Source organism: Microbispora sitophila (assembly GCF_014892245.1).
Lineage (GTDB): Bacteria > Actinomycetota > Actinomycetes > Streptosporangiales > Streptosporangiaceae > Microbispora > Microbispora siamensis.
Map to the genome: position 1 here is coordinate 15,014 of NZ_JADBGC010000012.1, position 25,040 is coordinate 40,053.

Annotated in this window: 16 protein-coding genes; 4 read left to right on the forward strand and 12 right to left on the reverse strand. The window is 71.0% G+C overall.

Going from position 1 to position 25,040, the window contains the following annotated elements; translation table 11 throughout:
* Window positions 1–36: 36 nt before the first annotated feature.
* The 9 genes from IL992_RS22405 to IL992_RS22445 all read right to left on the reverse strand — a co-directional run bounded on the left by IL992_RS22405 (window position 37) and on the right by IL992_RS22445 (window position 12,731).
* Window positions 37–1,515: a galactose-binding domain-containing protein gene (locus tag IL992_RS22405; RefSeq protein WP_193205346.1), complete on the reverse strand. Its 1,479-nt coding sequence runs from the start codon at window positions 1,513–1,515 to the stop codon at window positions 37–39.
* 7 nt (window positions 1,516–1,522) lie between these two features.
* Window positions 1,523–3,070 (reverse strand): ThuA domain-containing protein, encoded by a 1,548-nt coding sequence (locus IL992_RS22410; RefSeq protein WP_226873590.1) that lies wholly within the window; start codon window positions 3,068–3,070, stop codon window positions 1,523–1,525.
* An 18-nt stretch (window positions 3,071–3,088) separates the two neighbouring features.
* Window positions 3,089–5,905: a carbohydrate-binding protein gene (locus IL992_RS22415; protein ID WP_193205347.1), complete on the reverse strand. Its 2,817-nt coding sequence runs from the start codon at window positions 5,903–5,905 to the stop codon at window positions 3,089–3,091.
* A gap of 208 nt (window positions 5,906–6,113) precedes the next feature.
* Window positions 6,114–6,938 carry a carbohydrate ABC transporter permease gene (locus IL992_RS22420; protein WP_193205348.1) on the reverse strand — a complete coding sequence of 275 codons (825 nt, stop codon included), beginning with the start codon at window positions 6,936–6,938 and terminating at the stop codon, window positions 6,114–6,116.
* Window positions 6,935–7,894: a carbohydrate ABC transporter permease gene (locus tag IL992_RS22425; RefSeq protein WP_193205349.1), complete on the reverse strand. Its 960-nt coding sequence runs from the start codon at window positions 7,892–7,894 to the stop codon at window positions 6,935–6,937. Before IL992_RS22425 ends, IL992_RS22420 begins: the two co-directional genes overlap by 4 nt.
* Complete coding sequence (locus tag IL992_RS22430; protein ID WP_193205350.1) at window positions 7,891–9,282, reverse strand: ABC transporter substrate-binding protein; 1,392 nt, start codon at window positions 9,280–9,282, stop codon at window positions 7,891–7,893. Before IL992_RS22430 ends, IL992_RS22425 begins: the two co-directional genes overlap by 4 nt.
* Window positions 9,283–9,529: 247 nt before the next feature.
* Window positions 9,530–10,501 (reverse strand): LacI family DNA-binding transcriptional regulator, encoded by a 972-nt coding sequence (locus tag IL992_RS22435; protein WP_193205351.1) that lies wholly within the window; start codon window positions 10,499–10,501, stop codon window positions 9,530–9,532.
* 77 nt (window positions 10,502–10,578) lie between these two features.
* Window positions 10,579–11,859 carry an enolase C-terminal domain-like protein gene (locus tag IL992_RS22440; RefSeq protein WP_319018733.1) on the reverse strand — a complete coding sequence of 427 codons (1,281 nt, stop codon included), beginning with the start codon at window positions 11,857–11,859 and terminating at the stop codon, window positions 10,579–10,581.
* Complete coding sequence (locus IL992_RS22445; RefSeq protein ID WP_193205352.1) at window positions 11,856–12,731, reverse strand: NAD-dependent epimerase/dehydratase family protein; 876 nt, start codon at window positions 12,729–12,731, stop codon at window positions 11,856–11,858. Before IL992_RS22445 ends, IL992_RS22440 begins: the two co-directional genes overlap by 4 nt.
* Window positions 12,732–13,218: 487 nt before the next feature.
* Between IL992_RS22445 and IL992_RS22450 the strand changes: the two genes are divergently transcribed.
* Entirely contained in the window at window positions 13,219–16,338 is a 3,120-nt protein-coding gene (locus tag IL992_RS22450) for a fascin domain-containing protein (RefSeq protein ID WP_226873592.1), read from the forward strand.
* A gap of 255 nt (window positions 16,339–16,593) precedes the next feature.
* Window positions 16,594–18,720: a glycoside hydrolase family 44 protein gene (locus IL992_RS49270; protein WP_319018734.1), complete on the forward strand. Its 2,127-nt coding sequence runs from the start codon at window positions 16,594–16,596 to the stop codon at window positions 18,718–18,720.
* A 46-nt stretch (window positions 18,721–18,766) separates the two neighbouring features.
* On the opposite strand, the gene IL992_RS22460 is transcribed toward IL992_RS49270, so the two are convergent.
* A complete protein-coding gene (locus tag IL992_RS22460) occupies window positions 18,767–19,249 on the reverse strand; it encodes a hypothetical protein (RefSeq protein WP_193205353.1) in 483 nt (160 codons plus the stop codon).
* A 219-nt stretch (window positions 19,250–19,468) separates the two neighbouring features.
* Between IL992_RS22460 and IL992_RS22465 the strand changes: the two genes are divergently transcribed.
* Window positions 19,469–20,824: a M1 family metallopeptidase gene (locus tag IL992_RS22465; RefSeq protein ID WP_226873593.1), complete on the forward strand. Its 1,356-nt coding sequence runs from the start codon at window positions 19,469–19,471 to the stop codon at window positions 20,822–20,824.
* 54 nt (window positions 20,825–20,878) lie between these two features.
* On the opposite strand, the gene IL992_RS22470 is transcribed toward IL992_RS22465, so the two are convergent.
* Window positions 20,879–21,688, reverse strand: coding sequence for a cellulose binding domain-containing protein (locus tag IL992_RS22470; protein ID WP_319018735.1), 810 nt, complete (start codon window positions 21,686–21,688; stop codon window positions 20,879–20,881).
* Between the two features lie 99 nt (window positions 21,689–21,787).
* On the reverse strand, window positions 21,788–23,335 hold the full coding sequence (locus IL992_RS22475) for a cellulase family glycosylhydrolase (RefSeq protein WP_193205355.1): 1,548 nt from the start codon (window positions 23,333–23,335) through the stop codon (window positions 21,788–21,790).
* Window positions 23,336–23,649: 314 nt separating this feature from the next.
* On the opposite strand from IL992_RS22475, the gene IL992_RS22480 reads away from it, so the two are divergent.
* Entirely contained in the window at window positions 23,650–24,912 is a 1,263-nt protein-coding gene (locus IL992_RS22480; protein ID WP_319018736.1) for an ROK family transcriptional regulator, read from the forward strand.
* Window positions 24,913–25,040 lie beyond the last annotated feature (128 nt).

Genomic DNA, 25,040 nt, shown 5'->3' on the forward strand with positions numbered 1-25,040 from the left:
GCCTCCCCGGAGCCCGTTCCGCGCGCCGACCTTCCGTCAGCGGCCGTACACCTCCAGTTCGTACACGCGGGCGGCCCGGTCGCCGTCGCCGGTCGGGGTCAGGACGTCGAGCCGGACGTACCGCGCCGTCACCGGCGTGATCGCGTGGGTGGTCACGTCGGCGGTGTTGCCACGGACCGACGCCACGGTCGTCCAGGTGGTGCCGTCGGTGCTCGTCCGCAGGTCGAAGTCTCGGGTGTTCCAGCTCGCCTTCTCCCCGCCCGCGCCGGCGTGCCGGACGACGAGGCGGCCCACGGTCACGGCGGAGCCCAGGTCGAGGCGCAGCCACTTGGCGGCGCCGAGCGAGCACCACTTGTCGCCGATGCCGCCGGTCCAGCTTCCGTTGACCGCCTTCGCGGGGCCCTCGGACGGCGCGCAGGCGCTGTCCGCCGTGGCGGGCCGGTTGAGCGCGAGGTTGGCCGGCGACCCGGCCCGCCTGTTCTCGAACTCCGTCGTCCAGTACTTCGTCCGGTCGAGGTAGGCCGTCTCGGCCGCCGCGCCGGTCCTGCCGTACGCGCCCTCGTAGGTCTGGTAGCCGTGCCCGGCGGGCGGCGTGCCGGACGCCGGCTCGATCACGCTGCCCTCGTGCCACTCGTTGAACGAGGTGACGGACACCCACGTCGGCAGCCCGCCCGTCGCGGGGTCGAGCGCGTTCGCCCATTCCGTGTCGTACGTCGCGCCGTTCGCCCGGCCGAGCGTGGGCGTGGTGTTGCCGGGTACGGCCCGGTCGTCGACGTACCCGGGGCCGATCGACGGCGCCCAGACGAGCCCGTGCTGCCTGGCGTAGTCGGAGGCGTTCTTCCAGCCGGGGGCCGTGGCGCCCGCGATGGCGTCGTAGGTGTACATGCCGGAGAAGTGTGCGATCTTCGTGGTGTCGGTGGTCTGCGCCAGGACGATGTTGTCCCGGTTCACCTGGTCGAGCGCGGACCAGTCGGCGACGCGCAGGCTCTCGAAGACGTAGAACGCCGGCCGGTTCCCCTGGTCGGCGGCCCGGTAGAAGGCCGGGTGGCCCCCGTACGTCGCGTCGATGTAGCGGATGTCGGCGACGGTCGAGTCGGCGGTGCGGCCTTCGTACGGCTCGAGGTGCCAGGCCACCTTGAGTCCCTGCGCCTGGGCGGCGTCCAGGACCCGCCTGACCAGGGTGTCCTCGTAGCTGCCCCTCCCCCACCAGCTGTAGACCAGCACGCCCACTCCTGCCTGCCGGATCCACTTCATGTGCTGGGCGACCGCCCCTGCGACGTCGCCCGAGTCGTACGCGCCGAGAGCGGGGTACAGGTCGGAGCCGATGTCGGCGGGCGGGGTGTGGCCGCCCTGCTGCCAGTGCCGCCAGCTCCCGTTCACCGAGGGCGAGCCGTACCAGGGGTAGTAGAAGATGTGGGTGTTCGCCGACAGGTCGGGGGCCGCCGCCCGGGCGGGCGAGAGGGGCAGGCCCAGCAGGCCGCCGGCCAGCAGGAGCGCCAGGACGATACGTCTCATCACGCCGTCACCTCGTGACCGTGAAGGAGTCGAGGTCGAACAGGTAGTTGCCGCCGCTTCCCGTGAAGACGAGGTACAGCGGGCCGGAGGCCGAGCCGGTCAGCGTCCCCGAGACCGTCCGGAAGGTGTCCCAGCTCCCGGTCACCGGCACGTTCACCGACCCCAGCAGCGTCCCCGTCGCCGAACCCGAGCGGACCTGGATCGTCCCACCGGAGCCCGCCGAGGACACCCGCGCGCCGAACGACTTCAGGCCCGAGGTGCTCACGCCCGAGTACGCGGCCCAGTCGCCGTTGTTGATGTACCCCACCGTCTTGCCGCCGCTCGCCCCGGCGTGGTCGGCGGGCTGGACGCCGGACTGCGAGGTGTACGCCTCCCCTTCGACGGTCGTCGTGGCCGACGTGGTGAGCGAGAACGTGTCCACGTCGAACAGGGAACCGGAGCCGCCGGTGAAGACCAGGTACAGCGGTCCGGAGGCCGATCCGGTCAGCGTGGTCGAGATGGTCGTGAAGGTGTCCCAGCTGCCGGTCACCGGGACGGTGACCGAGCCGAGCAGGGTGCCGGTCTGGGAACCTGACCGGACCTGGATGGCGCCGCCCGCTCCCGCGGAGGAGACCCGGGCGGTGAACCCGGTCGCGCCCGCCGTGCCGACCGAGGCGTACCCCACCCAGTCGCCGTTGTCGATGAACCCGACGGTCGTGCCGCCGCTGGCGGTGCCGTGAGAGGCGGGCTGGACGCCCGACTGGGAAGTGTAGGACTCCGCTTCAATCGTCCCGCCGCCCGGACCGCCGCTGGGGGGAGCGCAGTCGGCCTGCACCGCTCCGGCCGCGTACCTGATGCCGCCGAGCAGCAGGCGGCGGAAGTTCGGCTCCGTGTAGGACTCGGCGGTATGGCCGAGACCGGTGTAGAACGCGCGGCCGGACGCCTGCGGGTGACACCAGGTGATCGGGTGGTCGCCCATGTTCCCGCCGCTGTAACTGGACTCGTCCAGGCTCTGCAGCACGTGCACGTTGGGCCGCGGGTTGGTGCGGTAGTTGTACCACTCGTCGGTCCGCGTCCACGTCGCCGGCAGGCCGGAGGTCGCGGGATGTGCGGCGTCCTCGGTCTTGACGTTCGCCTGCTGGATGGAGGGATGGCTGTCGAACCACGCGCCCACCAGCTGGCCGTAGTAGGGCCAGTCGTACTCGGTGTCGGCGGCGGCGTGCACGCCCACGTAGCCGCCCCCGCCGTCGACGTACGACTGGAAGGCGGCCTGCTGGGCCGCGTCCAGCACGTCGCCGGTGGTGCTGAGGAACACCACGGCCCTGTATTGCGCGAGATTGCTCGAGGTGAACGCGCCGGCGTCCTCGGTCGCGTTCACCTCGAAGTCTCCTGTGGCGCCCAGGTCGCGGATGGCCTGGACGCCCGCGGGAATGGAGTCGTGCCGGAACCCGGCCGTCTTGGAGAAGACGAGCACCTTGAAGGCGGCGGCCTCGGCGGCCTCGGCGGGCACGGCGGGGATGGCGGTGGCGGCGGCGGTGGCGAGCACCGCCGCGGCGAGCATCAGACGTCGCAGCATGGGGGTCCTTCCGCCGGGTCACTTGGTGATCGTGAAGGTGTCGATGTCGTACAGGTAGTCGGTGCCGCTGCCGGTGAAGACGAGGAACAGCGGACCCGAGGCCGAGCCGGTCAGCGTGGTCGAGACGGTCGTGAAGGTGTCCCAGCTCCCGGTGACCGGCACGTTCACCGACCCCAGCAGCGTCCCCGTCGCGGAGCCGGAGCGGACCTGGATGGCGCCTCCCGAGCCGGCGGAGGACACCCGGGCGCTGAAGCCCTTCGCGCCGGCCGTGCCGATCGACGAGTAGCCCGCCCAATCGCCGTTGTTGATGTACCCCACCGTCTTGCCGCCGCTCGCCCCGGCGTGGTCGGCCGGCTGGACACCCGACTGCGAGGTGTACGCCTCGCCCTCGACCGTCTGGCTGGTGGAGGTGGAGGCGTCGAAGGTGAAGGCGTCCAGGTCGAGCAGGTTGCCCTGGCCGGTCACACCGCGGAAGACGAGGAACAGCGTGGTCGAGCCGGTGGGCGCGCCGCTGAGGGGTGCGGAGACGTCGGTGAAGGTGTCCCAGCCTCCGGTGTTCGGCACGGTCACGCCGCCGAGCAGCGTGCCGGTCGCCGAACCGGCCCGCACCTCGATCCGGCCGCCGGGGCCGCCGGACGACACCCGGGCGGTGATCTTCGTCGCGTTGCCCAGCGCGTACGGCTGGAAGGAGATCCAGTCGCCGTCGTCGGTGAAGCCGACGGTCTTGCCGCCCTCGGCGCCGCCGTGGTCGGCGGTCTGGACGCCCTGCTGGGCGCCGAAGTGCTCGGCCTGCCGGTGGCGCGGCTGCAGGATGCGCTTGCTGTGTGCGGTGAGCCCGGCGGAATCCGTGTAGCTCGCGTCGAAGACGCCGTAGATGTTGGCCGCCGCGTCGTGCTCGCCGTCCGTCGGCACCTGGACGCTCCCCGAGCAGCCGGTCCTGGAGGTGATCTGGTGCTCGTGGCTGTCGTGTCCGAGCAGGTAGGTCACGGTGACCTTGGAACAGTCGATCGTGCCGTCCTCGGGGTCGCTCACCTGCACCTGGAACGGCACGGTGTCGCCGAACGCGAACAGCTGCCCGTCCGCGGGGGTGGTGAGCGACACGGTCGGCGCGGTGTTGCCGGCGGTGATCAGCACGTCGGCCGTCCCGGTCAGGCCCTGTGGGTCCCTGACGGTCAGCGTCGCCGTGTAGGTGCCCTTGGTCGTGTACGTGTGCGCCGGATTGGCCTCGGTCGAGGTGCCGCCGTCCCCGAAGGCCCACGAGTAGGTCAGCGCGCCGCCCTCCGGGTCGGAGCTGCCGGCCGAGGAGAAGGTGACGGCCAGCGGCGTCGGGCCCGAGGTCTTGTTCGCCGACGCCTTGGCGACCGGGTTGCGGTTGCTCCCGCCGATGTACTCGATCCGGTAGAGCGCCTGGTTGTTGCTCCCGGTGCCGTAGTCGAGCACGTACAAGGCGCCGTCGGGGCCGAAGGCCATGTCCATGACCTGCGTGCCGGTCCAGGGGAAGGCGGAGATCTCCCCGGGCGAGCCGTCGCTCTTCACCTCGATCGCCTTGATCCACCGCCTGCCGTACTCACCCGCGAAGAAGCGGCCGTTCAGGGAGGAGGGGAACTTGACGCCGGAGTTGAGACCGGCGTCGTAGCGGTAGACCGGGCCACCCATCGGCGACTCCGACCCGCTGCCGAACTCCGGCGGCGATCCGGCGTCGCCGCCGTACCTGATCCAGCTCGGCTTGGCCGGGGGCAGCTTGGCGAGGCCGGTGTTGCGGAAGGAGTCGTTGGTGGGCCCGCCGGCGCAGTCGTACTTGGCTCCGGAGGGGCCGCTGGGGAACGTGTACTCGTTGTAGGTCTCGGCGGTGGTGTTCGTCCCCGTGCAGTACGGCCAGCCGTAGTTGCCCGGCCCGGTGATCCGGTCGAACTCCACCTGCCCGCCCGGCCCGCGGTTGGGGTCGCTCACTCCCGCGTCCGGCCCGTAGTCGCCCAGGTAGACGATGCCGGTGGCCTTGTCGACGGACATCCGGAAGGGGTTGCGGAAGCCCATCGCGTAGATCTCGGGCCGCGTCTTCGCCGTGCCGGGCGGGAAGAGGTTGCCGCTGGGGATCGTGTAGGTGCCGTCGGGCTGCGGCTTGATGCGCAGGACCTTGCCGCGCAGGTCGTTGGTGTTGCCCGACGAGCGCTGCGCGTCGAACTGCGGGTTGCGGTCGGTGCGCTCGTCCAGCGGGGAGTAGGCGTTCGACTCGAACGGGTTGGTGTCGTCGCCGGTGGTCAGATAGAGGTTGCCCGCCGCGTCGAAGTCGATGTCGCCGCCGACGTGGCAGCATTGCCCGCGGTCGTTGGGGACGGCGAGGACGACCTTCTCGCTGGCCATGTCGAGCGTGTCGTCCGCCTTCAGGGTGAACCGGGACAGGTGCAGCTCGCCCTTCCACTGGTCGAACTGTGCCTGGGTGCCGTTCGTCGGCGCGTCGCCGTCCAGAGTGGTGAGCCGGGGCGAGTAGTACAGCCAGATGTAGCGGTTGGCGGCGAAGCCCGGGTCGGCCGCCACACCCTGCAGGCCCTCCTCGTCGTGCGTGTAGACGTTGAGCTTGCCCGCCACCTTGGTGGTGCCGTTCGCGTCGGTCACACGCACCGTGCCGTCGCGAGCCGTGTGCACGACCGACCGGTTCGGGAGAACCGCCAGCGACATGGCCTCGCCGAGCTCCGCTCCCCCGGCCGCGAGGGCGACCTGCTGGTAGTCGGAGGCCGGGATGGTCAGCGCGTTCGCCGCGGGAGCGGTCAACGTGACGGCTCCCGGGATGATGAGCGCCAGCGTGGCCAGTTTCGTCAGCCACGGACGTCGGGACATGGGGACTCTTCCTTCCTGACCTGAAGACTCATGTCAGGCAAGGCGCGCGCCGCCGCGCTGTTGCCCTTGTGCCGGGTGGAGGGGTGCCGCCCCTGATTTCTTCCTTCACTGCTCTGTCCGCTTCTTGCGGAGAACTGTAGAGGAATTTACCGGTTTCTAACACAGGTGGTATCCGTCTGTCACCCCCTCGCGTTCGAGCATCCGGTCCTCAGCCCTTGAGCGCGCCGACGAGGCCGTTGACGAAGTAGCGCTGCAGGAACAGGAACAGCGCGACGACAGGCAGGACGATGATCAGGGACGCCGCCATCACCTCGTTGTAGCGGGGCACCTCGCTCGATATCAGCGACTCCAGCCCGATGGGCAGGGTGTAGCGGGAAGGGTCGGACAGCGACACGCGCGACAGCAGGTACTCGTTCCACGTCGGCACGGCCGTGAGCACGGCGACCGTGACGTGCGCCGGCCTGGCGAGGGGCAGGTAGACGGACAGGTAGATACGCAGGTCGCCCGCCCCGTCGCAGCGCGCGGCGTCGCGCAGCTCCCCCGGCACGGCACGGAAGGAGCCGGTCAGCAGCAACACCGTGAGCGGCGCCGTGCCGTTGACGAACGGCAGGACCAGCCCGAGGTGTGTGCCGAGGATGCCGAGGTGCTTCTCCAGCACGACCACCGGCAGCAGCATCGTGATGCCGGGGACGAACAGCAGCGAGACGAACATCCAGAACAGCGCCCGCCGTCCCGGGAAGTCGAGCACGGCGAAGGCGTAGGACGCCAGGCTGTAGACCACGAGCACGCCCGCGACCGTCAGCCCGGTGACCTTCAGGCTGTTGAGGAAGTAGTCGAAGAAATGCAGCCGGCTCCAGGTGGACGTCACGGTGGCGAAGGTCGGGGCCTCGGGGATCAGCCCGCCGCCGCGCAGGATCTCCAGCCGGCCCTTGAAGGCACCCGACACCATCCACAGGAACGGGTAGAGGCTGACCAGGGCGTAGCCGGCCAGCCCGGCGTACGCCAGGATCCGGGCCGTGCGGGAGCCGCTCATCGCACCGCCCTGAGCAGCCGCGCGTTCGCGAGCGTCAGCAGCAGCGCCACCGCGAACAGCAGCCAGCCGAGCGCACTGGCCAGTCCCAGGGTCTGGGCCAGGCCCTTGAAGAACGACAGCCGGTAGGCCATCAGCCCGAGGACGTCGGTGTGCCCGCCCGGCCCGCCGCGCGTCATGACCAGGAAGATCTGGAAGCCGTGCAGCGCGTCGCGGATGCCGAGCAGCACGATCGCGGCCGTGATCGGCCGCAGCAGCGGCCAGGTCACGTGGCGCAACACGTGGCGCGGCGCGGCCCCGTCGAGTTGCGCCGCCTCGGGCAGGTTCGGGTCGATCGCCTGCAGTCCGCTCAGGTAGAGCAGGGTCGCGACCGGCACGCTCGACCAGACGAGGACGACGATCAGGGTCGGCAGCGCGGTCGCGGGGTTGCCGAGGAAGCCCTGCGGCTGCGCGAGCGATCCAAGGCCGGTGGCCCGCAGCAGGAGGTTCACCGCCCCGTCGGGCTCCAGGACATAGCGCCAGGCGAAGTAGACGGCGATGCCCGTGGTCACGTACGGCAGGAAGTAGACCGAGCGGAGCACGGCGCGCAGGCGCCCCACGGAGTTCAGCGCGACCGCCAGCGGCAGCGCGATCACGACAGTCAGCAGGGGCACGGCAACCATGACCTGCAGCGTGTGCCCTGCGGCCCGGCGCAGCTCGGCCGCGAGGACGGGGTCGGCGTAGAGCAGGTCGAGGTAGTTGCGCACACCGACCCAGATCCAGCGAGGGGTGAAGCCGTTCCACTTGGCGAAGCTGAGCGCGAGTCCGCTCGCGATGGTGTAGACCCCCATCAGCAGGAACAGCGCGACGGCGGGCAGGACGAAGACCACGCCGGTCACCCGGGACGACCACCGGCGGGCGCCGCCGGACGCGCCCGCCGCGGTCTTCCGGGTGCGCTCCCTCAGTGTGAGGACGCTCATCCGGTGGCCTTCCCCATCGAGGCCATGGCCTTGTCCAGCTCGGCTCCCGCCTGCCCGGGCGTCAGCTCCCCGAGCGGGCTCAGCCGCACCATGACGTCCCCCGGCTTGACCTGGTCGTAGTCGGACGGCTGGAAGCTCACGTCCGCCGCGTCGTACGCGCCGGCCGGCGGCCCGCTGAAGAACTGCTGCATGGCCGCGAGGTCGGGGCCGACCAGCGACTCGGCCTGCGCCCCGAGGTCGGTGGCGGGCAGGTCGAGGGACTTCCTGGCGACGGCGCCGGCGCCGGCCGGCGAGGTGAGCCAGTCGATCCATCGGACGGCGGCCGCGCGGTCCTTCGCGGTCGCCGTCAGGCCGAGCCCGGTCAGCGCGAGCGGCGACATGGAGATCTCCTTGTTCGCCCCCTCGGCCGGCGGCGGGACGGGGAAGGTGAGCAGCGTGGCGGGGGACACGCCGTTCTGCGCGAGGAACGCCAGCGTGAAGGTTCCGCCGACGTCGAAGGCGGCCTTGCCCTGGGCGAAGGCGATGTCGGCCTCGTCGATGCCCAGGGTGGTCGCGCCGGGCATCCAGTACGGCGTCAACCTGCTGTAGAGCTCCAGCGTCTCGACCCCTTCCGGCGAGGCGAAGCCCTGGGCCGCGCCCTTGGCCCACATCGCGTGGAACCGGTCCCTGCCGAGGTAGGAGTGCGCGAGCGGCTGGTAGATCCAGTTGAAGCCGGTCTGGCTGACCTTCAGGCCGAGGGCCAGGCCGCCCTGCCGCGGATCGCGGGCCGTGGTGGCCTTCAGCGCGTCGAGGAAGTCCTCCCAGGTCTTCGGCGGTGTGTCGGGGTCGAGCCCGGCCGCCTTGAGCTTGTCCTTGTGGGCGTAGACGATGCCGAAGGCGCCGGCCGTGAACGGCACGCTGAACCGCTGTCCGGCCGTGGCGTTCTTGAAGGGGGAGTCGGCGGCCGCCTGGTCGATGCGCTGCCGGGTCAGCACGCCGCTCTCCCGGGTGGTCGGCAGGAGTCGCTGCTTCCATGCGTCGGTGACGTCGTCCCGGATGTCCTGCAGCAGCCCGGAAGCGCCCATCTCGAGGTCTTCACCGCCGGAGTGGACCTCGAGCACGTCGGGCAGCCCGCCCGTCTGCGCGGCGCTCTGCACCTTGCTCACGAAGACGTCGTCGGGGGTCACCGCCTCGACCTTGACGGCGATCCCGGTCTCCTTGGTGAACTGCGCGGCCGCCGTCGTCAGGGCCTCCGCGTGGGACTTCTTGAACGTCCACATCGTCAGCGTCCGGTCACCTCCCCGGGCCGGCTCACCGGTGTCGCCCGCGCAGCCCGCCGCGGCGACCGCCGCCGCGAGCACGAGCGCGGGTGCGAGCAGGCGGCGGAGCCGCCCGCGTGCCACGTCCATGGATCTTCCTCTCTCCGTCGGCCTGTCCGTCCCCGCCCGGGTCCGCCGCCCGGCCGCCCGGCCGCTTCCGGGCCGGCGGACAGGGCTCTCCGCGATCCGCGGGGCCGGTGTCCGGGTGGGCGACGTCGTCTCCGGGTGCCGCCGGAGGTGCACGTCACGCCTGGTTCTCGTCGTCGAGAGCGTCGTGCAAATCGTTAAGACTGATCCCGAAAGTCGCACGGGACCATCCGGATGTCAAGGGGCCGGATCAGGCGGAGCCGCGCCGCACGAGACGGGCGGGGATGACCACCTCAGCGGACGGCCCGGCGCCGCCGGACAGCCGGTCGAGCAGCCGCCGCGCGCACGCCCGGCCGATCTCCCTGGCGGGGTTGGCCATGGTCGTGAGGCCGGGCACGACCATGGCGGCCGCCTCGATGTCGTCGAACCCCATGACGGCGAGGTCCTGTGGCACGCGCAGGCCGCGGGCGCGGGCGGTGTCCAGCGCGCCGATGGCCATGACGTCGTTGGCGCACAGCACGGCGTCCGGGGGATCCGGCAGATCGAGCAGCGCGGCGGCGCCCCGGGCGCCGCCCGCGCGGTCGAAGTCGGTGTGCACGACCAGGCGCGGGTCGGGGGGCGTCCCGGCCGCCGTGAGAGCGGCCCGGTAGCCGGCGACGCGCTCGGCGGCCGGCCCCTCGGCCGGGGGCCCGCTGACGAAGCCGATCCGCCGGTATCCCCACTCCAGGAGGTGACGGGCCGCCTCGCCCGCCGCGCCCTCGTCGTCGCTGCGCACGACGTCGACGCCGTGCTGCGCGAGCCTGCCGCCGAGCCGTACGACGGGGATGCCGGCCTCGATGGCGGGCGCCAGGTCCTCGGCGTGGGTGTGGAACACGGCGAACGCCAGCCCGTCGACCTGCCGGGCGATCATCCGCTCGATCGCGGCCCGCTCCCTGCGCCGGTCGCCGTCGGTGTTGCTGATGATCTGCTCGTAGCCCGCGCCACCGAGCACGTCCTGCATGCCGCGGGCGAGCGCCGGATAGAACGGGTTGGTGATGTCGGGGATGGCCAGGCCGATCGTCTGGCTCCTGCTGGTGCGCAGGCCGCGGGCGAGCGCGTTCGGCCGGTAGCCGAGCTGCTCGATCGCCTCGAGCACCCGCCGCCGGGTGTCCTCGGCGACCGGGCGGCGGCCGTTGAGCGCGTGGGAGACGGTCGTCGCGCTCACCCCGGCGAGCCGCGCCACGCCCCGGATGCTCGGCCGCTGCCCCCTCGCCACCGAAGAGCCGGGGGCGGGCTCGGCGGAGGTTTCCCCCGCGGGAGTCACGGGGCCTCGATCCCGCCGTCCGGCCGCCTCACCCGCGCCGCCCACCGCTCGTGCAGGTGGGTGAGCGGGGGATGCCGGGCGGCCGCGGCCTCGTCGACGTCGATGCCCCATCCGGGCCGATCACTGGGGTAGAGGTAGCCGTTCACCGGGCTGATGGTTCCGGGGAAGACCTCGTGCACCGCCTCGGGGTAGACGTGCCCCTCCTGGATCTGGAACGCCGGGGACGTGACGTCGAGGGCCACGTTGGCCGCCGCGCCGATCGGTGACACGTCCGCGGGCGCGTGCCAGGCCGTGCCCACCCCGGTCAGCTCGCACAACGCCACCAGCTTGTGCGCCGGGGTGAGGCCGCCGACCGCGGAGACGTGCAGGCGCAGCAGGTCGACCCCGCCGTCCCTGACCAGGCGGGCCGCGTCGGCGACCGATGCGACCTGCTCCCCCGCCGCGATCGGCATCGGCGCCGCCTCGCGCACCTCGGGCAGCCGGTCGTACAGCTCCGGCGGGATCGGATCCTCCAGGAAGAACAGGCGGTACGGCTCGAGCGCCCGCGCCAGCGCCACGGCCTGTTTGACGGTGAGCCGGGAGTGCACGTCGTGCATCAGGCCGGGATCCTCCCCCAGCTCGGCCCGGGCCCGTTCGAACAGCTTCGGGGTCTCCCGCAGGTAGCGCTGCACGTCCCAGCCGTCGGGGTAGGGCGAGGCGGGGTAGCCGCCCGGAGATCCGGGCGCGCCGTAGTTCCCGAACCCTGGCGCCCCCGTCTGCAGCCGGACGTGGCGATAGCCGTCCGCCAGGATCGCGGCCGCGTGCTCGATCGTCTCCTCCACGGTCGCCCCGCCCGCGTGCAGGTAGGTGTCGGCCGCCGCGCGCACCCTGCCGCCGAGCAGCTCGTACACCGGCATGCCGGCCCGCTTGCCGGCGATGTCCCACAGCGCCTGATCCACCCCCGACAGCGCGCTGTTGAGCACCGGCCCGCCGCGCCAGTAGGAGGACAGGTGGACCATCCGGGTGATGTCCTCGATGTCGGCGGGGTGCCTGCCGGTCAGCATCGGCCCGACGTGCCGGTCCACCGCGGCCGCCACCGCGTGGAAGCGCTGGGTGAAGGTGGCGCAGCCCAGGCCGTACAGGCCGGGGTCGCTGGTGTCGACGCGGACGACGACCAGCGGCACCCCTTCGGGGGCCGTCACGATCGTCCGGACCGCGGTGATCCGCAGGCCGTCGCGGGCCGGCCAGGGGGCCTGCGTCTCCGGCATGACCGCCGCGCCGTCGAGGGGGCGGGTCACGACGCCTCCCCGGCCGGAACGGGCTCGTACAGGTGCTCGGCGGTGAAGCCGAGCAGGGTCTCGGCCGCCGTCAGGTCCACCGGCGCGGTCCTGCCGGGCAGCGGGGCGCGCCGTTCCGCGGCCGGATGGAAGCGGGCGAGCAGGTCCTCCGTCCGCTGCGGGGCGAGCGTCACGGGGGCGGTCACGAAGACGACCCGGAAGCCCTCGACCGGCCGGACCAGCGACAGCCAGGCGGCCCGGGCCGCATCGCGGGTGTCCAGGTAGGTCCACAGCTCGCTCGCGCCGCGCCCCGGGTCCTCGGCGTATCCGGCCGCCCGCTCGTCCAGCTTGTCCCCGGGGCCGCCGAGCAGCGGGTAGCGCAGCGCGACGACCGTCATGCCGTGGCGGCGGGCCATCATGGCGGCGGTCGTCTCGTCGACCTGCTTCGACAGCCCGTACGGATCCTCCACCTGCAGCGGCAGGGCCTCGTCCACCGGCACGTACGCCGGGTGGAGCGGCCGCGCCGCCCACGGCAGACCGAGGGCGCTGAAGCTGCTCGCGACGACGGCCCGGCGGACGCCGGCCGCGCCCGCCTCCTCCAGCACGACGAACGTCGCCCCCACGTTGCCCAGGAACACCTCCTCCGGGGTGCCGAGGGTGGGTGCGGGGATCGCCGCGAGGTGGATCACGGCGTCGACGCCGTCGAGCGCCTCGCGCACCGCCTCCGGATCGTCGGCGCGCCCGGCGACGACGCGATCCGCCCGCAGGTCGCCGGGATCGCGCAGGTCCAGCGCGCTGGCCGGCACGCCCTCCCGGGCGAGCAGGTCGAGCGTCGCACGGCCCACCCGCCCGGCGGCGCCCGTCACCAGGACCCGGCGCGGCAGCTCCGCCATGTGCCCCCCACTTCCGTCCGTTGACCCGCAAAACGTTTTGTGTACGGTGAGAGCAGCATGCGTGCGCCCGGCGACGGGAGTCAAGGCGGTATTCGCCGACCGTCGATCGATGCTTACATCCGACCTATCTTTTCCGCGCCTGTGAACGATCACAACAAATCCGGACATCAGCAGCCCTTGACGGGCGGAGACATCCGATGTTAACTGCGGCTGACAGTCCGGAGACTGCGATTGTGCGCCACCTCGTGCCGGAGGCGGCGCACGAAGCCCCCGGGCTGTGACACACGGGGAGAGGCCCGCGCGGCGTCGATCCGGTCGCCGACAGCCGGCACGGCGCCGCGCGGCCTCTCCACCCCGTGATCCCCGTCCTCACTCACCGCCGCACCGACTCCCCGTCTCCCGCCGGATCGCGGGAGGCGGATCCGCCATGCCGCGACGCGTCCACCCGTCAGGGGGCGGCCACCACCACGAAAGGGTGAGCCATGTGATGAGGCTCCTGCGGCTCCTGCCGCTGCCCGCGCTCCTCGCGGGGCTGCTGACCGGCGGGGTCGCCGCCCCGGCGCGCGCCTCGGCTGCCGACGCCGCCTTCGACCAGGCGAGCGGCACGCTGAACGTCGACTACGCGAGCTACCTGTCCAAGCACGACGTCGTCTACAACCGGCCCAACACCAACCCCCTGTACGGCCTGACCGTCGGCAACGGGCGCACCGGCGCCATGGTCTGGAGCCAGAACGGGCTGACGATGCAGACGTCCGGGGTCGACCTGTCCGAGCAGTCCGCGTACGCCGCCGGGCTGGTGAACCTGGCGACCACCCCGGCGATGGACGCGGGCTACTCCAGTTACCAGCAGCGGCTGTCCCTCTACGACGGCACCCTGGTCACGAAGTACGACACCAACCGGACCGTCACCGTCATGGGGTCGCCGAACTCCGAGGTGATGGGCATCCACGTGGACGACGCGCGCGGCGGCGTGTCCGGTGTGGCCCTCACGCTGAGCATGTGGGACCCCGCCACCGTCACCAACAGCGGCGACGTGCCCTCTCTGAACACATGGAAGACGATCTCCACGTTCGCGGACGCCGGCGTCGCCGGGCTGAGCCGGGGGCAGTCCGATCCGAACGGCTTCGGCTACACGCTGGCGGCCACGGTCGAGGGCGCGAGCTTCTCCACCCAGGTGGTCGACTCGCGGACGGTCCGGCTGACCGTCACGCCGGCCTCCAGCTACACGATCTGGTTCACCGCGGCGAGCCGGATCAACGCCCCCGGCCACGACTCCGTGGCGCAGGCCCGCAACCAGCTGAGCTCGGTCAAGTCCGCCGGGTACGCCACCACGCTCACCGGCTACAAGAACTGGTGGCACGCGTTCTGGGCCAGGTCGTTCGTGCAGTACTCCGGCCTGGGCGGCGACGCCGACTACCTGGAGAACGTGTACTACCTGTCCACCTACATGATCGCGGCCGGCGGCCGCGGGAACTACCCCTTCCACTTCATCAACGGCGTCTTCCGGGCGACGCGGGACGAGACGAAGTGGAGCAACGCGTACTGGTACTGGAACCAGCGCGATGTCTACCTGTCCTTCCTCGCCTCCAACCACACCGACCTCGTCGACCGGCACGACACCCTGTACAGCCGGAACTACGCCGCCCTGAAGGCGTACACCCTGACGAGGTACGGGGTGGACGGCCTGTGGGTGCCGGAGACCATGGGCTGGGACGGCAACGCGCGGGGCACGGTCGGCAGCGACTACACCAAGAACATCCTGTCCACTGGTTATGAGGCCGCCTACAGCATGTACATGCGGTACCGCTACACCGACGACGCGGACTACCTGCGAAACGTGGCCTATCCCTTCATGCGGGAGACCGCGAAGTTCTACTCGGCCATGCTGTCCCGCGACGCGGCCACCGGCGCCTACTCCATGGCGAACTCCAACGCCCACGAGACGTACTGGAACGTGCGCAACGCGATCACCGACCTGGCGGCCGTGCGCAGCCTGTTCCCGCTGGCGATACGGGTGAGCGCGCAACTCGGGGCCGACTCCGGCCTGCGGTCGACGTGGCAGGACGTGCTCGACCACCTGACGCCGTATGCCGTCTCCAACGGCGCCTACCAGCCGCACCAGCCGCCCCTCTCCCAGACCCGCAACAACGAGAACGTGGCGGCCGAGCTGATCTGGCCGTACGAGGTGACCGGCATCGGCTCCCCCGACTACCAGACGGCCCTGAACACCTGGAACCAGCGGCCCTTCCCCTACGGCAACGTGTGGTCCAACGACGCCGTGCAGGCCGCCCGGCTGGGCCTCGGCGACCAGGCCTACCAGGGCATGAAGACCATGCTGCAGAAGTACCAGAACTACCCGAACGGCATGACGAACAACACCAACGGCGTCTTCGAGTACCTGGGGGTACACCTGACGGCGCTGAACGAGTCGCTCATGCAGAGCTACAACGACAGGATCCGGGTGTTCCCGGCCGTGCCCGGCGACGCGTCGTTCGCCGGGAAGTTCACACTCCTCGCCAAGGACGGCTTCCTCGTCAGCTCCGAGCGGGAGGCCGGCGAGGTCAAGTACGTCGGCCTGAAGAGCCTGTACGGCAAGCAGGCCACGGTCGTGAACCCGTGGAACGGCCAGCAGGCGCGGGTCCGGCGGGTGTCCGACGGCGCGATCCTGACCACGGGCTCCGGCGCCGAGCTCACGTTCGCGACGGCCGCCGGCGCGGTCTACGTGGTCGAGCGGACGACCAAACCGCTGAGCTCGTACGCGCAGGCCCGGCTGACCGGCACGGCGAACCAGGGCATTAAGGCCCTGAGTGGCACCGCGTCCGCCCTGGGCCTGGGGGCCACGCAGAGCGGGCTGGTGAACGACACCGAGCTCACCTACGACGCGAACTGGCACCACACGACGGCCCGCGGCTACGGCGACTACAACGACGACACCCACCACACGACCACGGCGGGGGCGACCGCGCGATACGCCTTCACCGGCACCGGCGTCGACTACCTGTCCGAGCGCAACGGCGACATGGGCAACGTGGACGTCTACATCGACGACGTCTTCCAGGCCAACGTCAACCTGTACGTGCCGGGGGCCCGGCAGGCCCAGCAGGTCGTCTACAGCAAGACCGGCCTGGCGAACGGACAGCACACCATCACGATCGTCAACAGGACCACCTCGGTCGGCATGGTGGACGCCCTCCGGATCCGCACGCAGCAGGGCGGCTCCCCCGCCGTCAGCCTGCGCTCCCGGGCCAACGACCTGTACGTCACCGCCGCCACCGGGTCACCGCTGATCGCGAGCAGGTCCGGCGTCGGCGTGAACGAGCAGTTCGACCGGATCGACCTCGGCGGCGGGGACATCGCGCTGCGCGCCCGGTCGAACGGCAAATACGTGACGGCAGAGAGCGCCGGGGCGCAGCCCCTGATCGCCAATCGCGACGCCATCGGCCCATGGGAGACCTTCCGGCAGGTCGCCAACCCGGACGGCACGATCAGCCTCAGGGCGCAGGCGAACGGCAGGTACGTCTGCGCCGAGAGCGGCGGCGCCCAGCCCCTGATCGCCAACCGCGACGCGATCGGCCCCTGGGAGTCGTTCGACCTCGTGACCACCTGACGCCCTCGTGGGCGCCACGCGGACGCGGGACATCCGTGCCCGGCCTCACAGTGTGCCCGTGAAACCAGTGTCCTCGTGAAACTTCCACCGGCAGGTGAGGGGGTGTGGCTGCTCAACGCGTACCCGCCGCGCTCCGGCGAACCGCGTTCTTGTTCCCCGCCCGGGTCTTGGCCAGCGTGATGGCCTGGCCGCGCGCCGGGTGCTCCCCGCGCACCCGGCGGCCCCAGGAATCTCCAGGAACCCGAGAGGAGACCCGTGCGAACGCGAACGCTCCCGATCGCCCTCACCGCGGCGATCGCCCTGTCGATCGGCGCGGCCGGACAGGTGCCCGCCCTCGCGGCCGCCGACGGCCCGGCGCTGACGGTGGACACCACCACCGGGCGGCACCCCATCAGCCCGTACATCTACGGCATGAACTTCGCCGACGAGGCGCTGGCCAAGGAACTGCGCCTCCCGGTACGCCGGTGGGGCGGCAACGCGACGACCCGTTACAACTACCTGTACGACACCAGCAACCGGGCCTCCGACTGGTACTTCGAGAACATCGCCGAGGACAACGCCGACCCGTCGAAACTGCCGGACGGCTCGACGAGCGACCGGTTCGTCGAGCAGGACAGGCGCACCGGCACCGACACCATCCTCACCGTCCCGCTGATCGGCTGGGTCCCCAAGGGCCGCGACGCCTCCTGCGGGTTCTCCGTCGCCAAATACGGCCCGCAGCAGCAGACCGACCAGTGGCGTCCCGACTGCGGCAACGGCGTGAAGCCCGACGGCACGAAGATCACCGGCAACGATCCCCACGACACGAGCGTCGAAGCCGGGGCGGCGTACGTGAAGGACTGGATCGGCCACCTCACCGGCAGGTACGGCACGGCCGCGGGCGGCGGCGTGAAGTTCTACAACCTCGACAACGAGCCCGACATCTGGCACAGCACGCACCGGGACGTCCACCCCGAGGGCGCGAGCTCGGTCGAGCTGCGCGACAGGGCCTACCTCATCGGCGCCGCCGTGAAGGCCGCCGACCCCGGGGCGAAGACGCTCGGCCCGGTCGGCTGGGGCTGGTCCTCCTGGGACTACTCCGGCCTCGACCAGGAGACCTGCGGCCGGACCAACTGCTGGTCGAACCCCCCGGACAAGGAGGTCCGCGGCGGCCTTCCGTTCACCAGGTGGTATCTCCGGCAAATGAAGAAGTACGAGGACGAGCACGGCCTGCGCGTCCTCGACTACTTCGACGAGCACTTCTACCCACAGGCGTCCGGCGTCGCCTTCGGCTCCGGCGGCGACCCGGCCACCGACGCCCTGCGGCTGCGCTCCACCCGCGCGCTGTGGGACCCGTCGTACACGGACGAGAGCTGGATCAACACGCAGGTGCGGCTCATCCCCCGGATGAAGGAACTGGTGGCCGCCGAGTATCCCGGCACCAAGACCGCGATCACCGAGTACAACTGGGGCGCCCTCGACCACATCAACGGCGCCCTGGCCCAGGCAGACATCCTCGGCATCTTCGGCCGCGAGGGCCTCGACCTCGCCACCCTGTGGGGGCCGCCCACGGCCTCCCAGCCCGGCGCGTACGCCTTCCGCATGTACCTGAACTACGACGGCAAGGGCGGCCGGTTCGGCGAGACGGCGGTCGGCGCGACCAGCGCCGACCAGGGCAAGCTGGCGGTGTACGCCGCCGAACGCGCCTCCGACAAGGCGCTCACGCTCGTCGTGGTGAACAAGACCGGCGACGACCTGACCAGCGAGGTCGCCGTCAATGGACGCGACGGCGGAGCGACCGCCCAGGTCTACCGTTACGGGGCGGCCGACACGTCGGCCATCAGGCGCGACACCGACGTGCAGGTCGGGGCCGGCGGCTTCACCGGCACGTTCCCGGCCAACTCGATCAGCACCGTCGTGATCCCCGCCGGCGCCGGCCCGTCGCCCTCCCCGTCGCCTTCTCCCTCACCATCCGCCTCGCCGTCCCCGAGTCCCTCCCCCAGCCCGTCGCCCTCCCCGAGCCCCAGCCCGTCCCCTTCGCCCAGTCCCTCTCCCAGTTCCTCGCCGACGCCGGCCGCCACCTGCACGGTGACGTACACGGTCACCAACCAGTGGCCCGGCGGCTTCCAGGCGGGAGTCCGGATCGTCAACCGGGGGGCCGCGGCCGTGAAGGGCTGGCGGCTCGGCTGGACGTACGGCAACGGGCAGACCGTGACCCAGCTGTGGGACGGCTCCTACACCCAGAGCGGGTCGAAGGTCACGGTGACCAACACCGGCTACAACGCCACGATCGCGGCGAACGGCGGCAGCGTGACCTTCGGCTTCCTCGGCCGCTGGGACAACGGCGCCAACCCCGCGCCCAAGCAGTTCACGCTCAACGGCTCGCCCTGCGCGACGAGCTGACCCCACCGATCCCGGTGCCGGCCTTCCCCGGCCGGCACCGCCGGGGTCAGTCCACCATCGCGCCCTTGTCGCGTCCGCACGTACTGAAGTCGTCGTGCCGGCCGCAGGCTCTGACGAGGGTGAAATCACGCCAGACGGCCATCGGCGAGGAGACCGCCTGGCCGTCACGGCTCACCGGAAAGGGGCCGCACCGATGCCACGGGCCGCCGCCCGGAGGCCAGACGTTCAGCCAGACCGCGTCACCCGGGCGGGTGCGGCCGGTGAGGGTCGCCCAGTAGTGCCACTCCCCGCGCGGGCCCGCGTCGCCGCGCCAGAGCGTGACGTCCACCTCGTTGCCCCACTTCCCGTTCGTCAGGGAGTACACGGGCCTGACGTTCTTCACGGTGTGGGGGTTCGGCTCCGGCCAGGCGCGGCAGTCGATCGGCCGATCACCGCCGGGGCCGGCGGAGGCCGCGCCGGATGGGACGCACAGGATCACGGTCGCGGCGACGATCGCCGCGGTGGTCCTGCCATGCCTGGTTCGAATCACCCCGGACCTCCCGAGTGCGGCTGCCACCCGGACGAGTATCGATGACGGAACGCACCGATGCAATCGCATAGCGTAATCGAGTGACCGGCGCCAGCCGGGGCAGATTTGGTCGATACACGCACCAGAACGGCCAAAAAGCAATCATTGACCGCCATTTGACAAAAAGTTACATTACGTCGGCAGATCGGGGGTTCGGGCGCTCGAAGGGAGACCCTCCTCATGATGCGACGATTCCTGATCACCACGGCGGCGGCCCTGCTCGTCCTCGTCTGGGGCGTTCCGCCGGCCCACGCGGTGGACGGGACCAGGACGCCCGGATCGCCCTCCTACACGGTCACCTTGACCAGCAACACCTCGGGCAGCACGTGGACGGGGCACGAGAGCGTCACCTTCGCCAACCCGTCGGCGGACCCTCTGACGGAGGTCTACCTCCGTCTGTGGGACAACTACCACGGGACATGCCCGTCCACGCCGGTCACCGTGACCAACGTGACCGGAGGCACGCCGTCCCCGCTGTCGGTCTCCTGCACCGCGATGAAGATCGCTCTCCCCACGCCGCTCGCCCAGAACCAGAGCGCCTCGATCGGGTTCGACCTCAGCATCGTCGTGCCCAGCGGCGCCGACCGGTTCGGGCGCGACGGGTCCTACAACTTCATCGGCAACGCGCTGCCGGTGCTGGCGGTCCGCGACGCGAGCGGCTGGCACCTCGACCCGTACAGCAACAACGGCGAGTCCTTCTACGCGCTGACCAGCGACTACTCGGTGACGCTCGACCACCCGACGTCGCTGCTGGTGCCCGCGACCGGCACCTCCGTCGACACGCCGGGCACGTCCGGCCGTACGATCACCAAGGCGACGGCCAAGAACGTCCGCGAGTTCGCGTGGGCGGCCGGGCCGTTCGTCAAGACCACGAGCACCACCACGACGGGCGTCGTCGTGAACGTCTACCGGGTGAGCTCGATCAGCTCCGGCAGCGCGAGCTCGATGATGACCACCGCGAAGAACGCGCTCGTCGGTCACGCGGGACGGTTCGGCGCCTACCCGTACGGCGAGGCGGACGTGGTGCTGGACAACAACTTCTGGTTCGGCGGCATGGAGTATCCGGGCTTCGTGCTCGACGTGGTCAGCTCCACCGCGCTCGCCCACGAACTGGCCCACCAGTGGTGGTACGGGATCGTCGGCGACGACGAGTACGCCAGCCCGTGGCTCGACGAGTCGTTCACCGACTACGCCACCGACCTCTACAACGGCATCTCGGGCACCAACTGCTGGAACAGCGTCTCCTGGCAGTCGTCGGCCGAGAAGATCAGCAACTCGATGGCCTACTGGGACGCCCATTCGAGCCGGTACGGCACGGTCGTCTACACCTACGGCAAGTGCGCGCTGCACGACCTGCGGCGCGCGATCGGCACGACGGCGATGCAGAACCTGCTGAAGAACTACGCCGCCGCCCACTGGTACGGGGTTCGACCACCGCGGAGTTCAAGGCCGCCGCCCAGGCGGCCACCTCCGTCGACCTGTCCTCCTTCTGGACCACTCACCGCATCGACGGCTGACCGCTTCGGGCCCCGGTGAGTCCGGGCATCGGCCGAGCCCGGACACTCACCACGACCGCCAAGGCGGGCCGGGTCAGCCGAGTCGGCAGGTCACCACCGGTGCGGTGTTGCTGCCGTTCCAGGAGGCCAAGAAGCCGAAGCTGGTCGAACCGCCGGCCGGCAGGCCCCCGTTCCAGCTCAGGTTCCGCCCTGTCACCGCCGCTCCGCTCTGGCTCACGGTGGCGTTCCACGCCTGCGTGATCTGCTGGCCGTCGCCGAAGCCGAAGGTGGCCGTCCACCCCGACGTCGCCGCGGCGGTGTCGTTACGCACGCTCACCTCGCCCTGGAACCCGCCGGACCACTGGGAGACCACCCGGTAGGTGGCGCTGCATCCGGCTCCCCCGGTGGGGGACGCGGACGGGGACGGGGACGGGCTGGGCGAGGGAGTCGGAGTCGGCAGCGGCGGGATGATCCCATCGAGCACCTTCGTGAGCGCCGGATACCACCGGTCGGCCATCTTCTGGAAGCCGGCGTCCCACATGTCGTTCGTGCCCAGGTGCATGAGCACGATGTCCGGCTTGGTGGCCGCCAGCCATGGCGGCAGCTGGTCGTTGTCGGCGATACCGGTGGCCGAGAAGCCGCCGTGTCCCTCGTGGTCACCGTCGTGCTGCACCGAACAGCCGCGTCCGGTCTGGGTTCCCACGAAGTCGATGTCGGTGTAGCCGGTCCGCTGCAGGCGGTCCCAAAGCAGCGCGCGCCAGCACCCGGGCCCGGCGGTGATGGAGTCACCCAGCGGCATGATCTTGATCGGGGCTGCGGCCGAGAGCGCGGGCTTGGCCGCCGTGAGCGCCAACGCGGCGGTGAGCGCTGCGAGGACGGCGTACAGGACAGACTTTCGCGGCACGTCGTTTCCTTCATGGCTGGGCTTGGTCATCGACCAAGGGAGGACCGGCCACGGTCGCGGTGGCCGGTCCGGGCGTGTCACCTGCGGTCAGGACAGGTGTTACGCGTATGGGTTCTGGGTGAGCAGGTGCGCCTTGTAGCCCTCACCGATGCCGGGCTCGGGGGTGCCGGCGTAGTCCTTGATGAGCACCGCGCCCGTGCTGCAGCCCCACGGGCTCCAGGTCCAGGCGAGGTACGACACGCCGTTCTTGTCTGCCCACTTCGTGAGCCGGTCCATGTAGTCGTAGCCGCAGTTGTCCGCGCCGAACTCACCGGTCACCACGGGGACCTTCGCGGCGAGCGGAGCGATCTGGCTGTCCCAGCAGGCTTCGTTGGAGCAGTAGTTGAAGCTGTAGGAGTGCCACGAGGCGACCAGGTTCCCCGTCGGGTCGCTCGGCTTGTACTGCTGCCACTGGCTCAGGTCGTTGGACCAGGCCAGGCCGCCGACCATGACGATGTTGGTCGCCCCCGTCGCCCGGACTGCGTCGACGAGGCTCTGCATCCCCGCCACCTCGTAGGAGAAGCCGGGGCAGTTCCCGCCGTCGCGCAGGCACTTCCAGCCCGAGGTGGTGTCGCCGGTGCCGTACTCCGGCCACGGCTCGTTGAACAGGTCGAAGACCACCGCGTTGTCGCCCTTGAAGGTCTTCGCGACGCCGGTCCAGAACTGCGGGGCGTACTTGGCGTCGGGCATCGGCTTCTGGCAGGTGGCCGCGGTGTCGGTGCACGCCCACGAGACGCCCGTGAACTGGCCCCAGTTCCAGTGCAGGTCGAGGATCGGCGTGATGCCGTTGGCGACCAGCAGGTTCACGTAGTCCTTGACGTCCTGCTGGTAGGCGGCGCCGCTCGGCGAGCCGTTGGTGCCCAACCAGCACTCCTCGTTGAGCGGGACGCGGACGGCGTGGATGTTCCAGCTCTTCATCGCGTCGACGGACGCCTGGTCCACCGGGCCGTGGTCCCACGTCCCCTTGCCCTGGACGCAGGCGTACTCACCACTGGAGCGGGAGACGCCCAGCAGGCGGTACGGCTTCCCATCCGCCGTCACGATCTTGTTTCCTGAGACGTGCAGCTGCGGCGCCGGTCCGCCCGGACCAGGGCTCGGGCTCGTACTGGGGCTCGGACTCGGGCTCGGGCTCGGGCTCCGGGTGGGACTCGGGCTCGGGCTCGGGCTCCGGGTGGGACTCGGGCTCGGACTGGGGATGGAACCGTCGCAGGCGACCCCGTTGACCTTGAATGCGGTGGGCGCCGGGTTGCCGCCACTCCACTTGCCGACGAAGCCGACCGACACAGAGCCGTTGGAGGCGACGTTGCCGTTCCAGCTCAGGCTCTTGGCGGTGACGTGCGAGCCGGACTGCGACCAGTCGGCGCTCCAGCCGTTGTTCACGCCCTGGCCGGCGGTGGGAAAGTCGAACTCGAGGGTCCAGCTGGACCACGGATCTCCCAGATTCGTGATCGCCACGTCACCCTGGAATCCGCCCTGCCACTCACTCACGACCTTGTACTTCACCGAGCAGCCGGCGCCGGCGGCGGATGCCGGACCGGTCATGACCGCCGCGCCGACGGCCACGAGGCCGACCGCGGCCGCTGCCGCCCAGGCGACACGATGTTTCATGGCTTTCCTCTCCTGCCGGATGAACCCGATGAACGCCCGCCTGACGACTGGATCCGGTGGTCGTAGGCGGGGCCACCGGGCCACGACGGCCGCTCCGGACGACCGCGTGTGCCGCCGTCTTGATGGGATGGCGAAAGGTCCTTTCGACCGTGCGAGATTCTTAAGTAGATGACTTAAGTAAGTCAACGATCGGTGAAACTTTCAGTCGCTCCCGTCGGCCCGTACCAGGCCGTGCCAGGCCGGACCGCCACAGGGCGCCACGGCGGGCTTGTACGCTCACAGTGGCCGGACGATCAGATCAAGACGGGATGGCAGTGAGCGCAGGAGTGAAGGCGAAGCCGCACGCGAGCAGCAAGGCCGCCGTCCTGGACGCCATCAGGGCCGCGGGCACGATCAGCCGCGTCGGCTTGGCTGCCGCCACCGGTTTCACCGGCCCCACGATCTCCGCGCTGGTCCGCAAGCTGATCGAGGAAGGCCTGGTGGTCGAGACCGGCCACGCCGAGTCGACCGGCGGGAAGCGGCGCGTTCTACTCCAGCTCAATCACACCGCCCGGTACGCGGTGGGGGTGCATCTCGACCACGCAAGCGTGACACACGTCGTGACCGATCTCGCCGGAACCGTGGTGGCCCGCATCGCCAGGCGTGGCGCGGGCGTGGAGGAGCCGCGGACGGTCGTGTCGAGGATAGCGACGGAGATCTCCGGTCTGATCGAGAGCATCGGCGTGGAGCGCGAGCGCGTCCTGGGCGTCGGCCTGGTCTCCCCCGGCCCCCTCGGCCCCACGCCGCGCACCGGCCTCGCCCCGCCGACCATGCGGCACTGGGAGGGGTTCCCCGTGAGCCAGACGCTCGAGCAGGCGACAAGCCTGCCGGTGGTGATCGACAACGACGCCACCGCCGCCGCTCTCGGCGAGCACTGGTCCGGCGGCCTGGGCACCACAACGTCGTCGGCGGTCATCTACCTGGGCACCGGGATCGGCGCCGGCCTCGTCATCAACGGCATCACCTACCGCGGCCCCAGCGGCAACGCGGGCGAGTTCGGGCACGTCTGCGTCGATGTGGACGGCCCCGAGTGCTGGTGCGGGGCTCGGGGCTGCGTGGAGGCGATGGCCGGCGCCGCCGCCGTCGTGGCGGCCGTGCGAGCAGACCCGGCGCTGACCAGGGCCGTCGGCCTGGGGACCCGCGGGATGCGGGCCTCGACCGCCGCCGACTTCGCCGCGGTCAGCCGCGCCGCTCGCAGAGGGGAGCCAGGAGCGCTGGCGCTGCTGGAGCGGTCGGCCCTCTACATCGCGGCGGCCGCGCGAACGCTGGCCAACATCATGGATCTCGAAGTCCTCGTGCTGACCGGGCCGGGCTTCGCCGTCGCCGGCTCGGTCTACCTCCCGGTTGTCCAACGGGAACTCCGGCGAACGGCCTTCTCCCGGGGCGCGCACGCCGTGGACGTTCGGCTGTCGCGCTCGGCCGCCACGGCCTCCGCCGTCGGCGCCGCCGCACTCGTGCTGGAGTCGGAACTGGTGCCCCTCAGTCAGGGCACGCGCCTTCCCGAGAGACTCGACGCCGAGTCCGCCGCTCTCCCCTGACCCGCCCGGTCTGTCACCGGAACCGGATGCGTCCCGCTTACTTCGGTAGGCTACCTAACTGAGTCAGTGGCTCCAGGTCGTCGTTCCTGTTTGAGGAGAAGACTAGGGCGGATGATCCGCGAAACGTC

What these genes read in the sequence shown, in the direction of transcription:
- IL992_RS22405 (WP_193205346.1), bottom strand. Translation starts at nt 1,515, where the DNA reads ATGAGACGTATCGTCCTGGCGCTCCTGCTGGCCGGCGGCCTGCTGGGC.
- IL992_RS22410 (WP_226873590.1), bottom strand. Translation starts at nt 3,070, where the DNA reads ATGCTGCGACGTCTGATGCTCGCCGCGGCGGTGCTCGCCACCGCCGCC.
- IL992_RS22415 (WP_193205347.1), bottom strand. Translation starts at nt 5,905, where the DNA reads ATGTCCCGACGTCCGTGGCTGACGAAACTGGCCACGCTGGCGCTCATC.
- IL992_RS22420 (WP_193205348.1), bottom strand. Translation starts at nt 6,938, where the DNA reads ATGAGCGGCTCCCGCACGGCCCGGATCCTGGCGTACGCCGGGCTGGCC.
- IL992_RS22425 (WP_193205349.1), bottom strand. Translation starts at nt 7,894, where the DNA reads ATGAGCGTCCTCACACTGAGGGAGCGCACCCGGAAGACCGCGGCGGGC.
- IL992_RS22430 (WP_193205350.1), bottom strand. Translation starts at nt 9,282, where the DNA reads ATGGACGTGGCACGCGGGCGGCTCCGCCGCCTGCTCGCACCCGCGCTC.
- IL992_RS22445 (WP_193205352.1), bottom strand. Translation starts at nt 12,731, where the DNA reads ATGGCGGAGCTGCCGCGCCGGGTCCTGGTGACGGGCGCCGCCGGGCGG.
- IL992_RS22450 (WP_226873592.1), top strand. Translation starts at nt 13,219, where the DNA reads ATGAGGCTCCTGCGGCTCCTGCCGCTGCCCGCGCTCCTCGCGGGGCTG.
- IL992_RS22465 (WP_226873593.1), top strand. Translation starts at nt 19,469, where the DNA reads ATGATGCGACGATTCCTGATCACCACGGCGGCGGCCCTGCTCGTCCTC.
- IL992_RS22475 (WP_193205355.1), bottom strand. Translation starts at nt 23,335, where the DNA reads ATGAAACATCGTGTCGCCTGGGCGGCAGCGGCCGCGGTCGGCCTCGTG.